Below are 12,049 nucleotides of genomic sequence, written 5' to 3' on the forward strand. Positions count from 1 at the left end.
GAGGTGGTCCGGGCGGGTTCGGCTAACCGTCCCCATAGGCGACGGATTTTGTCCAGAAGAATTCCTCGAGCCCCTCCAGACCGCCCTCGTTTCCATTTCCGGAGTGGCCGATGCCGCCGAATGGCCGTTCGGTGACGGCGTTGGGTGCGCCGTTGACCACCACTTCACCGGTCTCCAGCTGCTCGGTGAGCCGGATGGCCCGCCGGGCGTCGGAGGTCCAGATGTAGCCGGAGAGCCCGTAGTCGGTGTCATTGGCCAAGGCCAGGGCGTGGGCCTCATCCGTGAACCGGATGACGGCCAGGACAGGACCGAAAACCTCTTTATGGGCGAGTTCGCTGGACGGGTCAACGTCGGCCAGGATGGTCGGCGGGTAGTAGAAACCTTCGGCGAGCTCGCCGCCGGCGCGGGCACCGCCGGCGACGACGCGGGCGCCCTCCTCCTGGGCCCGGGCAACCATGGCTTCGACGCGGTCGATGGCACCCTGGTTTATCACCGGCCCGCAGACGGTATCGGCTTCCTCCGGGTTGCCGACCTTGAAGGACGCGGCGATGTCCGCGACCTTGGCCACGAAGGCATCGTAGATGGAGTCCTGCACCAGCAGCCGGGTGGGCAGGGCGCACGCCTGCCCGCTCATGACTCCGAAGGCCATGAAGGTCGAATGCCTGGCCGCGGCGTCAAGATCTGCGTCGGCGAAGACAAGATTAGCCGACTTGCCGCCGAGCTCCAGCAGGACGGGTTTGAAGGTCCGGGCGGCGGCAGCGGTGATCTTGCGTGCGGTTTCCGGGCCGCCGGTAAACGTCACCTTCTTGACCAGCGGGTGGTCCACCAGGGCGGCGCCGGCCTCGGCGCCGCCGGGCACAACGTTGAAGACACCGTCGGGAATACCGGCTGCGCGGACCAGATCTGCAAAGAGCATGGCGCTGAAGGGTGTCAGCTCGCTGGGCTTGACCACTACGGTGTTCCCGGCGGCCAGTGCCGCTGGAACCTTCATGGCCAGTGACATCAACGGTGCGTTCCAGGTGATGATCGCCCCGATCACGCCGTAGGGTTGGCGCAATGTGTGCCCGAAGGACCCGCCGGCGCTCACCACGGAAGTGATCCGGCCCAGCGGAAGCTTGTCGGCCCAGCCGCCGTAGTAGCGGATCCATTCCGCGGCTGCCGCCACCGATGCGTGCGCCGTGGCCTGCGGGGTTCCGTTGTCGGCGATGGCCAGCGCCGCGAATTCCCCGGCATGCTCCTCGACGAGGTCGGCGAGTTTGAGCAGGGCCCGCCCGCGCTGCCGGGCCGGCGTCGTTCTCCAGAGAGAGAATGCCTGGTGCGCAGCCTGCACGGCGTCGTCGACGTCGGCGGATCCGGCCAGCGGGACCCGGGCATCGCGCTGTCCGGTGGCCGGGTTGACGTGTTCGTGGAAGGCCACGCCGATGCTGCGGGATTCGGAACCGATGCGCAGCGTGACTTCGGGAAGGGCATGATCAGTGGCGATGCTCATCCTAGTTCTCCGGTTCGTAGCGCAGCATGGTGATGTCGTCGTCGGGGTAGTCGCAGAAGACGGGCCTGACCCGCATACCGATCCTGATGTCCTCGTGGGCGATGTTGATCAGTTCGGTGGAGAACTTCGGTCCCTCGTCCCACTGGACCACGGCCAGGACCATGGGGCCCTCGCTGGCGAAGTGCGGGGAGACGGGGCGGGTTGTGATCGTGTAGGTGTACAGCGTTCCGGCGCCGGGAATATCGCGCCATTCCAGGTCATCGGCCAGCGTGCGGGGGGCCAGCGGGCGCGGGTAGAAGATGTACTCGCCCAGCGATGGCGAGTACTGGATGCAGACCTTGTGTTCGGCCAGGGCGTCCCAGAACGGCTGGGTCAACGGGGTGGGGACGGGCATGGGCCGTTCGAAAACGGGTGCGGTGGGGGTGGTGCTCATGGTGTTTGCTCCTAGTCGCCTTCGAGGATCAGTGCTGTTTGTTCGCTCATGATGCCGCCGTTGCCGGTGACAAAGGCCCGGTTGCAGTCGACGATCTGAGCCTGGCCGGCGCGGCCCATGATCTGCCGCGCCCCGTCGATCACGTGGTGCATGCCCCCGGCGATGCCGGCCTGGCCGAAGGAAAGCTGGCCGCCGGCGGTGTTCATCGGGAAGTCGCCGCGGAAGGTCAGGTCGTGTTCGTTGACGAACTGCATGCCCTTGCCCTTTTCGGCGAAGCCCGCGTCCTCCAGGCTCATCAGCACGGTGATCGAGTAGCAGTCGTAGATCGAGACCATGTCCACGTCACCGCGGCCGATCCCGGCCATGGTGAACGCCTGGTCCGCTGCGTGGATCATCGGCGAGTACATCAGGTCCCGGGCGTAGGTGGGCGTCTTGTAGGGGACGCGCTCGCCGAAGCCCGTGATCCAGACCGGACGGTTCCTGGACTTCCTGGCCTTGTCCTTGTTGCCGATGACGACGGCGGCCCCGCCTTGGCAGGGCATGACGATTTCCAGCATGTGCAGCGGGTCCGCGACCATGGGCGATGCCAGGACGTCCTCGATGGTCAGCGGCTTGCCGTGGAAGACCGCATCCGGGGTGGCACAGGCGTTGGTGCGCTGGTCGACGGCGATCTTGGCCATGGCCCGTTCGTCGTAGCCGAACTCGTGGCCGTAGCGCTTGGCGATCTGACCGTAGGGGCCATTCTGCCCCAGGTTGGCGTAGGGAATCTCGAATTCGGCCTGCGGCGAGCCATAAGCTTTGGACGAGGCGCCGAAGAACATGCTCTCCTCCATCACGAAGGGGCGGCGTTCGTGGGTGGGAACCTCGTGCGTACCGGGGAAGGTCACCAGGACGGTCTCGCACAGGCCCAGTTCGACGGCGGCGGCGGCCCGCCAGACGGCGGCGGCGGAACCTGCCCCGCCCAGGTCGACGATTTCGGCGAAGTTGGCGTTGATGCCCAGGTATTCGGTGATGGTGGAGGGCACGAACATGCTGGCCTCGCCGATCAGCGGGGTGACGATGCCGTCCACGTCCGTCGCATCCAGGCCCGCATCATCCAGTGCGGCCTTGGAGAGCCTGGCCCACTGCTCCAGGTTGAAGGTTTTTTCGCGCGCGAGTTTGCGCTGCGGTGGCAATTCGTAATAGCCAAGGATCGCGGCTTCTGCTCGAAGGCCCATGGTGATCTCCTTAGAATAGGGTCGTTTGTGCCGGTTGGCACCTGTTTTTGGGTGCACGGGATAGTGGTTGGTTGTTGGTCTCGAGGTCTGATATGGCGTGCGCGCCATGTGTCGGTCTAGGTGCGGGCGCCTACCGGCGATGCCCGCAGGGCAGAAATCCGGACCCCGATTCCGGGATGTTTCGCGCCGGCCTGCAGCTGCGTCAGCAGGTCCGCGGGGTACTCCCCCGGCGCCCAGGTTTCGGTCGACGGCAGGATCCCGAGGGACTGGATGCCGATGGATGCCGAGTCAGGGCGGGCTTCGGTCAGCAGCAGGTCTGCGCCGTTGTTCCAGTGGAATCCCAGTGTCGTCGGAGTTTGGCCGATGCGGAATTCACGGGCACCGAGGATGCTGACCAGCACCTGCCGGGCCCGCTGCAGATCCGGAACCAATCCGTGAATGGCCTGCAACCGGACCGGTTCGATGTCGAGTTGCTCCCACGGACACTCCCCCGTGGCGTTGGGGGCGCCCAGGGTCATCTCCTCGATGCTCTCCGGTGCCTGGACCATTTGGGCCAGGAACCCCAAGCCGGTGTCCTTGGGGTGCAGGAACGCCTCCTGCCACTGCCGGTGATTCAGGTTCACCAGGATGGGTTCGATCCCCGCTGCCTGCGCCCCGGTGATGGCGGCCCGGATGTCGTGCACCTTGAAGGTGATGTGGTGTGGGGTCGCTCGCCCCTCGTTCCCGTCCAGAAACCGTTGGATGAACGAGTGCTCGGCCCCGCCGGGCTCGAGCAGTTCCAGGCGCATGTCATCTGCAACGGCCAGTTGGCAGGGGTTGAAGACCGGCATCGTGAAGCCGCTGGCCCAGCGTGCACCGAGTTCACGGTTGAGCACCGAGCCCGCCACCGGCCAGGCCGGAACGGCAATGGCCAGGTGGTCCAGTTCGTGGGCGCTCATGTGAGAGCCCCCGCGGCCGGTGCTAGGTGCCTTCGGCCTCGAACTGGGCCAGTCGCAGCCCGATCATCCGCACGAAGCTGTCCAACACCCGATGCGCTTCGGCCATGGTCTTGTCCCCGTTCAGCAGCCGAGCGACGAGGTCCATCAGCACGCACCAGACCATTGCCGTGATGTCCGCGGCCTCCTCCTCCCCGAGCATCGCGAAGTCCGCGTGGAGCGGTTCCTCGAGCACGACGCCGAGCTGTTGCATCAGTGCCGACACCTGCGGATCCGAGGTTGAGCGCAGCAGCAGGATGGCCTTGTAGAAGTTCGGATGGCGCTCGAAGGCGGCCAACGACATCCGCATGCGTTGTTGGACACGTTCGGCGGTGCTGAGGTTCTCCGCCCACGACTGGTCGGCCGAATTGAAGGGCACGCTCCAGTCGTACACGACGTTCGCGTACAGGTGTTCCTTTGAGGAGAAGTACCGATACAGCGTTCCCAGTGCGACGTTTGCCTCGGCCGCGACATCGCGGATCTGGATTGATTCGTAGTCGCTGCTGCGCAGCAGCGACTTCGCGGCATCCAGGATCCGCTGCCGGCGCATGACCTGGTACGCGGGAAGATCGACCATGTCGCCGGAGAGTATTCCGGACATCGGTCGCCTCCTGCTTGTAAATCGGGTGGATGTCCAACGCTACCACCGGGCCTTAGGGCCGAAGTGCTGGATGGTTGTCATCACAGGTCCTTCCAACGGATCAGTGCGTCGAGGGCTTCGATCTGGTCCCCGGCCACGCGGAGCGGGTTGATTTCGAACTCTTCGAGGTCGTCCCCGAGGCCGATCGCCACCTGCGAAATCCGGAAGATGACGTTGGCCAGCTCGTCGAGGTCGGTCGCCGCATTGCCGCGGAACCCGGTGAGCAGGTCGATCCCCTTGAGGGATTCGAGCATGCGGCGGATCTCCCGCGGGCCCACCGGGAGCAGGCGCAGTGCGGAGTCCTGGAGCACCTCGACCATGACGCCGCCAAAGCCCACGGCCATGACCAGACCCCATTGCGGGTCGCGGACGATGCCCACCAGCAGTTCGTTGCCGCCGGCACGCATGGGCGAGACCGCGACACCCTGCACCCGGGCCTCGGGCGCCAGGGTGGCGACCGATGAGCGAATGGACCTGTAGGCCTCGGTGACTGCCTCGGCGTCCTGGAGCAGCAGTCGGACGCCGCCGACCTCGGTTTTGTGCGCAATGTCCTCGGAGGCCACCTTGAGCACGACCGGGTATCCCATGCCCGCGGCTGCCGCCACTGCCTGCTCGGCCGAGCCGGCGATGCTGGCCGGAACGTAGGGCACGCCGTGCTCGCGCAGGAAGGCACCGGTTTCGATTTCGGTCCATTTTTTGGTGCCGTTGGGCTTGTCGACGCGTGGAGCCTCGGGCACGACGGGATCGGTCGCGAGTTCGGCGACGCGACGGCCCCACCAGGCACTCCGTGCCACGGCCGGGATGCCGCGGTCGAAGGAGTCGGAGGCGTGTGGGTAGCCGTATTCGGTGGCGAACTGGCGTCCGAACTCCGTGACTTCGGTGGGCAGGAAGCTCATCGGGATCACCGGCTTGGGCGAGGAGGTGAGCTGGCGCAGCAACTCATCGTGGTTGCCGCGGCCCATATCCGCCATGACCTGGTTCGCCGGCCAGGATGCGTTGACAACGATAAAATCAAAGTTGGGGTCGTCAATGAAACACTGGTTGGCCTTGGTGATAATGGTGGGGTCCACCGAAATATAGCCAGTGGTATCCATGGGGTTATTGACGGTGGAATAGACCGGCAGGCCTGCATCGTGGAGCCCACGCACCGTTGCTTCGGACGGCGCGGGCAATTCCAGGCCCACCGTTTCGGCCTTGTCGGCAACCAAGGCGCACATGGCGCCGGAGCCGGTGACCACACCCATCCGGTTTCCGGCCAAGGCCCCATAGGATTCGATGATCCCGGCGGCGGCGACCAGGTCCTCGATGCTTTCGACCCGGATCACCCCGAACTGCTGACAGGCGGCGTCGATGACCTTGTCGTCGCCCACCAGGGACCCAGTGTGTGCCGCGGCGACGCGGGCAGAGGCTTCGCAGCGTCCGGCCTTGAAGACCACGATCGGTTTGCCGGCCTGGCGGGCCCGGGCGGCAACGTCGAGGAACTGCGCGGGATTCGAAATCTGTTCCAGGTAGGCGGCGATGACCGTGGTGTTCTCGTCATCGACCAGCAGGCCCATCACGTCAATGGCCGAGACCATCGCCTCGTTGCCGACCGTCACCGCCGTTGAGCAGCCCACACCCCGCGAGGCCATGTAGGGAAGCAGGTAGATCGCAAGGGCACCGGACTGGCTCGCCACCCCGACGCCACCAGAGATCATCGGCATCTGGGTCATGTGGCTGAAGGCCGCGACCTTTGCATGCGAATTGATGAATCCGAGGTTGTTGGGCCCGAGGATCAGCTGCCCGGCATCACGGGCACGCTCGACCAGCTTGGCTTGGAGAGCCTCGCCCTCGGGTCCGGCCTCGCTCAGGCCTGCGGCCAGCAGGATGAGGTTGCGGATGCCCTTGAGTCGGGCATCTTCGAGGATCACTTCCAGCGAGTTGCTGCCGGTAAGCACGATGGCTAGGTCCGGGACTGCGGGCAACTCGGCAATTGAGGTGAAGGAGGATTGCCCGTGGCATTCCTCGCCGCGCCGGTTCACCAGGTACAGCTCGCCATCGAAGCCGCCGGCCTTGAGGTTGGTGTAGGTGAAGTGCGACCAGCTGGACTTGGTGTTGGCACCAACGATCACGATGGACCGTGGCTCAAGCAGTTCGTGCAGTCTGGCGGAATCGAGGGTTCGCAAGGTATTAGTATCGCGCGTCAACGTTGTCATGCGAAGGTGTCCTTTCGGTGAGACAGGAGGGTACTGGATTCCTGGGGTGGACAGGGGGTAGTGGATTTCTGGGTGGACAGGCGGAATTAGCCGCGCGGCAGGCCGAGGATGCGTTCGGCGATGACATTGAGCTGGATTTCCACGGTGCCGCCGCCGAGCAGGACCTGCGGCACCCCGAGTTGCCCTGTGACCGCGTCAGCGGGGGCTTCGGCGAACAGCGTTGCCGGGCCGGCCAGGCGCAGGACGCGCGATGCGGCTTCGCGGGATAGCCTGGCCTGGGCGACCTTGGCCAGCGAGGAGCCGGCCCCGGGTTGGATGCCGTGGACTTGGCGCAGGGTTTCGCGCAGGTTCAGTGCACCGATGGCTGAGCTGATGGCCACGATCTGTCCCAGCGAGGTGAAAGCCTCGCGCTCGCTGCCGACGAAGCCGCGGTCGCGGATCAGCGTGCGCATTGCGTCCTCGGTTCCCGCCGATACACCGGAGGAAATCTGGGTGCGTTCGTTCTGCAGCGTGGTGGCGGTGATGCGCCAGCCCTGCCCTGCCTCACCGAGCAGGTACTCATCGGGCACGAAGACGGAGTCGAGGAAGACCTCGTTGAATTCGGAGTCGCCTGTGGGCTGCTTCAGCGGGCGTACGACGACACTGGCGCTGCGCATGTCGACAAGGAAGTAGCTCAGCCCCTTGTGCTTGGGTACCTCAGTGTCGGTGCGGGCCAGGCAGATACCCCAGTCGGCTGCGTGCGCGCCCGAAGTCCAGACCTTTTGCCCCTTGAGTTCCCAGCCGCCGTCGATCTTGGTGGCGCGGGTGGAGAGGCCGGCCAGGTCGGAGCCGGCGCCGGGCTCGGAGAAGAGCTGGCACCAGGCGAGTTCACCGCGCAGCGTGGGCAGCGCGAACTGCTCCTTGATGGCCTCGGTGCCGTAGGCCAGGATCGTGGGCATGGCCCACTCGCCGATGACCGACGTCGGCTGGACAATTCCGTGGCGGAAGTATTCCTGTGAGATGACGACCTGCTCGGCCGGGGAGGCGCCCATGCCGTACGGGGCCGGCCAATGCGGGGCCGCCAGTCCGTTTTCGGCCAGGAAGGTGCGCTGCGAGCCGCGGGAGTACCAGCGGCCGCCGTCGTGCTCATTGACAAGGGTTGCCGCTACATCAAGCAGCTTGCCGATGTGCTGCCGGAAAGCGGGATCCTCGTCCGGCAGTTCAATCTCGATCTGCCGGTCAAGCTCAACGGCGATCCTGCCCAGCGAGGCAAGCCGGTCGTCCAACGGCGAGACCTGGGCGGCGAGAGTGATGGCGCGGCGCCAGTAGAGGTGGGCGTCGTGCTCCCAGGTGAAGCCGATACCTCCGAAGATGGTGACAGCCTCGGTGACCGCCTCGACGGAGGGGACGATGGCTGCCTCGATGGCTGAGCCGGCTGCTAACGCCTGCTGCGTCGCGTCCTGTTCCAAGGCTACGGCGGCGGACCATGCAGCTGCGGTGGCAAGTTCGGAGGCGATGAGGAGGTTGGCGCATTTGTGCTTAATGGCCTGGAAGGAGCCGATCGGCTTGCCGAACTGTTCGCGGAGTTTGGCGTAGTCGGTGGAGGCTTCCACGGCCCACCGCATGACACCGGCTGCCTCCGCGGCGAGCAGGGCCGCCTGAAGGGTTTCGACGTAGGTTGCGTACAGTCCCTCGAGGATGACTTCGCCGTCGATGACCAGCCCGTCCAGAACCAGGGTTCCGGCGTCGCGGGTGAGGTCCGAGCAGGTTGCTGCAATTCTCTTCAGGCCCGGGGTCTGCACATCAATAAGCGCGAAACGAGTTGCGGATTCGGCGTTGAATCCGACTACCAGGTATTCGGCCGAAAGGAGCGAGGATACCTTAGCGCTGCCACGCAGCCTCCACCCCTGGTCCGTAGCGACGGCAAGTAGAGCGGATGATGGCATCACCAAAGCGCCGGTTGCACCCTCAGCGAAGAGAGCTAACCCTCGTGTGGAAGCCTTGCATTCCTCGGCACCCGCAACGGCGGCACTGGCCAGCACCGTTGAAACATAGGGGCCCGGAACCAGACGACGGCCGAATTCTTCAACCACGATTGCGGTATCGGCAACAGTGCCTCCCTGGCCGCCATGTTCCTCGCTGATGTGCAGTGCGTGGAGTCCGTTATCAACCAACTCACTCCAATACGAGGGGCGCCCACCGGTACTGTAAGCGTCCAACTGCCCACGCGTGTCGAGAATACCGGCGAAGCGTTCGGCAAATTCGGAAGCCACAGCAGCCAGGTCGGCGTGCTCTGCTGTAAGGGAAAGCGGCATCTAATCACTCCATTATCACGGACGATTCCCTACTCCGGGGATGGCATATCGTCGACTGGCACTTCAGGAACTGAAACTAGAGTCTAGTTCATATATTGGTCCTGGACAATGGTTTTTTAAAGTCAGTTTTGTGGCCCCTTGTTTGTGGCCCTTGTGGGGACCCGTGAGGGCGTGAAAATAGGGGCGGGTTGCCCGCCACGGCGATGCTTCCTTGGCGTCTGAGCCCTGTGATTATGCCGGCAAATGCGGGCTGCCTAGCGCGCTGAGCAGGGACGATGCGAAAAGGTCGGCATAACGCGAAGGTCGGCATAATCAACTGAACCAACGGATCTCCACCCGCTAAACGATCACCGGGATGGCAGCGGCAGATACCACTGACCACATCCGCGGCCACCTCAAATACGCCGGCCGCTCCGACCCGCTCTTCTCCGACAACGCAATCACCGCGATCCACCACGCCTCACGGGGATACCCTAGGTCGGTGAAGAACCTGGCCGTCGCTGCCCTGACATCGACCTATGCCGGCAACAAATCCATCGTGGACCTCGGCGCGGCCCAATCCGCGATCACCGAAAACAGTGAATAACCCGGGTTGACGCCGACGTCACCGGACATGACGGGCCCCCTCGTCAAATAACGCGACGGATAACAGCTTGAGTAGCCGGTCGATCGTGGTACCGGAGACCTTCAGTAGCTGCGCCCTCGCCAACGGAGTAGGTCTCTGTCAGGACCTTGAGGGTGTTATAGCCGTAGGTCCGTGGCCGCGGTCTGCACGGGACTGCCTTGGCCGGCCCCTTCCGTTTACGGGCCGTGGACAGTGCCCGGCGGGCGTTGGGCCGGGACCTGCCGGGGACAGCGACCAGCTCATCGGGAATCACACCTATGACCTTCTTCGATTCCTCCTCATCATCCCGTGCATACTGCTTCGTGATTTCCCGACGCGTTCCCGTCGACAGACCCGTCCCTCATCGTGGCCGCCGCGCCCGGGCGGCCCGTGGATTACGCGAGCGTTTCTCAAATGAGGCACGCAACCCATCTCGCGAGCACCGTTGATGAGTCTGCCCGACCCCTTGACAGGCTCCGTCGCGCCGGGAATAGTGATGCGGACCACAACAGAACAGAAATAAGAATCTAGTTCTTACGGTTCTCTTTTCCAAGATTCAGGCGAACCCCAAATACCTGGGTTCACTACGGCTGTGTGGGGCAGGTCGATACGCATTTTCTGCCAGACAGAAAACCGGTGGGTGGAGCCTCGCGCACCTCCGGTGCGGGCGATAGCCACCAGGAAAAACCTAGGGAGAAGTTTATGCCGAGCACCAACACACCGGAACTTCGGGCATCTACCGGTGTTCCACTCAAAATGAGCGCCATTATCGGGTTCTTGATTTTCGTCGAATTCACCAGCGGCTTCGTCCAGGGGTACTACATCCCGTTGTATGGGGCCATGTCTGCCCGGTGGGGGATCACAGATGCAGACATCACTTGGTTCGTCACCCTCTGGACGCTTTCCTCGGCAGTCTGTATTCCGGTGCTGGCCAAGCTTGGGGATATTTTTGGGCACCGCAAAATGCTCCGTCTGGCCGTCATCGCTGTACTGGTGGGCGTGTGCTTCGTGGCATATTCCAATAACTACACATTAGTTCTCGTAGGGCGCATCCTGACGGGGCCGCTTTCGGTCTGGTTGCCACTGGAGATTGCGCTGGTTCACGATCGCATCGCAGGCGAACGAGCCCGCAAGTCGGTTGGTCTGCTCATCTCCTTCATGACGGTCGGCGTTGTCGCCGGAATGTTAGTCTCTGGAGTGATTGCAGGGCTCGAGCGGAACTTCACCATGGTGTTGCTGGTGCCAGCCATTATCACAGCACTTTGCGTGTTTGTGGTCTTCTTCCTCGTCCCCGAATCAACGGTTCGATCCAAATCGACTGTGGACTACCTTGGCTTTTTAGGGCTTGCCGCCTCCATGATCACGCTGTTGCTGGCCCTTAGTGGGATCCAAAAATATGGAATTTCTTCGCCTCAGGTACTGGTCCCCCTGTTGACCTGTGGGGTAATCACGGTGGCATGGGTATGGTGGGAATCTCAGACCGCCTGCCCTGCCATAGATCTGAGGTTGGTCCGGTCACGCCTCATGTGGCCTCCCTACCTGACCGCTTTCCTGTTCGGCATCGTCACGCTGGGATCGCAGACAGTCATTACCACCTTTCTGGCTGCTAAACCCAAGGTGGTCGGCTTCGGATTTGCCATGGCTCCCGGAAACATCTCACTCTTGACGGCAGGAGATACGCTTACTGCATGCGTGGCTGCTGCAACCTTCGCATACTTGGCCCGTGCCATCGGTATGCGCGGGGTGTTGCTGGTGGGAGTTACGTTCCTTGCCACGGCAAACTTGCTGCTCATCTTTGCGAACGACCAAATGTCATTGGTGGTTCTTAGCCTCATCTTCATTGGTACGGGATCTGGCCTACTCCTCGGAGCCCTGCCGTCCTTGGTAGCCGAACTCTCCCCCGCGGATCAAACTGGTATTGCCTCAGGCATCTACAACTCGCTCAAAACGTTGGGTGGCGCGGTGGGCGGAGCCATCTTCGGTGTCATCATGGCCTCGACGGTGATTAGTGGTTCCGGCGCCGCACTAAGCTCCTACAAAATGGTGTGGATCATCGGTGTGGCAGCACTTTGTCTGTGCGTGGTTTCGTTGCTGTTCATGAGACAACAGAAACCGCCGGCGAATGCCATTGCCATTGCCATAACAGAGTACCCGGAGGTGAAACGGCCGGACAGCGAGTCCGTTCACTAACTTTGTGACACAC

9 protein-coding genes are annotated in these 12,049 nt (G+C 63.5%); 2 read left to right on the plus strand and 7 right to left on the minus strand.

Annotation, left to right across the window (positions count from 1 at the left end; genetic code table 11):
- Positions 1–22 precede the first annotated feature (22 nt).
- The 7 genes from ACLLJI_RS16120 to ACLLJI_RS16150 all read right to left on the minus strand — a co-directional run bounded on the left by ACLLJI_RS16120 (position 23) and on the right by ACLLJI_RS16150 (position 9,242).
- On the minus strand, positions 23–1,489 hold the full coding sequence (locus tag ACLLJI_RS16120; RefSeq protein WP_434614311.1) for an aldehyde dehydrogenase family protein: 1,467 nt from the start codon (positions 1,487–1,489) through the stop codon (positions 23–25).
- A gap of 1 nt (position 1,490) precedes the next feature.
- Positions 1,491–1,922: a Zn-ribbon domain-containing OB-fold protein gene (locus ACLLJI_RS16125; protein WP_283561928.1), complete on the minus strand. Its 432-nt coding sequence runs from the start codon at positions 1,920–1,922 to the stop codon at positions 1,491–1,493.
- A gap of 11 nt (positions 1,923–1,933) precedes the next feature.
- Positions 1,934–3,139: a thiolase family protein gene (locus ACLLJI_RS16130; RefSeq protein ID WP_434614314.1), complete on the minus strand. Its 1,206-nt coding sequence runs from the start codon at positions 3,137–3,139 to the stop codon at positions 1,934–1,936.
- Positions 3,140–3,255: 116 nt separating this feature from the next.
- Positions 3,256–4,077, minus strand: a complete 822-nt coding sequence (locus tag ACLLJI_RS16135) for a VOC family protein (RefSeq protein ID WP_434614317.1) — start codon at positions 4,075–4,077, stop codon at positions 3,256–3,258.
- Between the two features lie 22 nt (positions 4,078–4,099).
- Entirely contained in the window at positions 4,100–4,714 is a 615-nt protein-coding gene (locus ACLLJI_RS16140; protein ID WP_434614320.1) for a TetR/AcrR family transcriptional regulator, read from the minus strand.
- Between the two features lie 80 nt (positions 4,715–4,794).
- Positions 4,795–6,948, minus strand: coding sequence for an acetate--CoA ligase family protein (locus ACLLJI_RS16145; RefSeq protein ID WP_434614323.1), 2,154 nt, complete (start codon positions 6,946–6,948; stop codon positions 4,795–4,797).
- A gap of 86 nt (positions 6,949–7,034) precedes the next feature.
- Positions 7,035–9,242, minus strand: coding sequence for an acyl-CoA dehydrogenase (locus tag ACLLJI_RS16150; RefSeq protein WP_434614326.1), 2,208 nt, complete (start codon positions 9,240–9,242; stop codon positions 7,035–7,037).
- A gap of 355 nt (positions 9,243–9,597) precedes the next feature.
- Between ACLLJI_RS16150 and ACLLJI_RS16155 the strand changes: the two genes are divergently transcribed.
- Both ACLLJI_RS16155 and ACLLJI_RS16160 read left to right on the plus strand, forming a co-directional pair.
- Positions 9,598–9,828 carry a hypothetical protein gene (locus ACLLJI_RS16155; RefSeq protein ID WP_434614328.1) on the plus strand — a complete coding sequence of 77 codons (231 nt, stop codon included), beginning with the start codon at positions 9,598–9,600 and terminating at the stop codon, positions 9,826–9,828.
- Positions 9,829–10,440: 612 nt separating this feature from the next.
- Positions 10,441–12,036, plus strand: a complete 1,596-nt coding sequence (locus tag ACLLJI_RS16160) for an MFS transporter (RefSeq protein WP_434614331.1) — start codon at positions 10,441–10,443, stop codon at positions 12,034–12,036.
- Positions 12,037–12,049: the final 13 nt, after the last annotated feature.

This window comes from Arthrobacter sp. A5, from assembly GCF_051131705.1.
Taxonomy (GTDB): domain Bacteria; phylum Actinomycetota; class Actinomycetes; order Actinomycetales; family Micrococcaceae; genus Arthrobacter_M.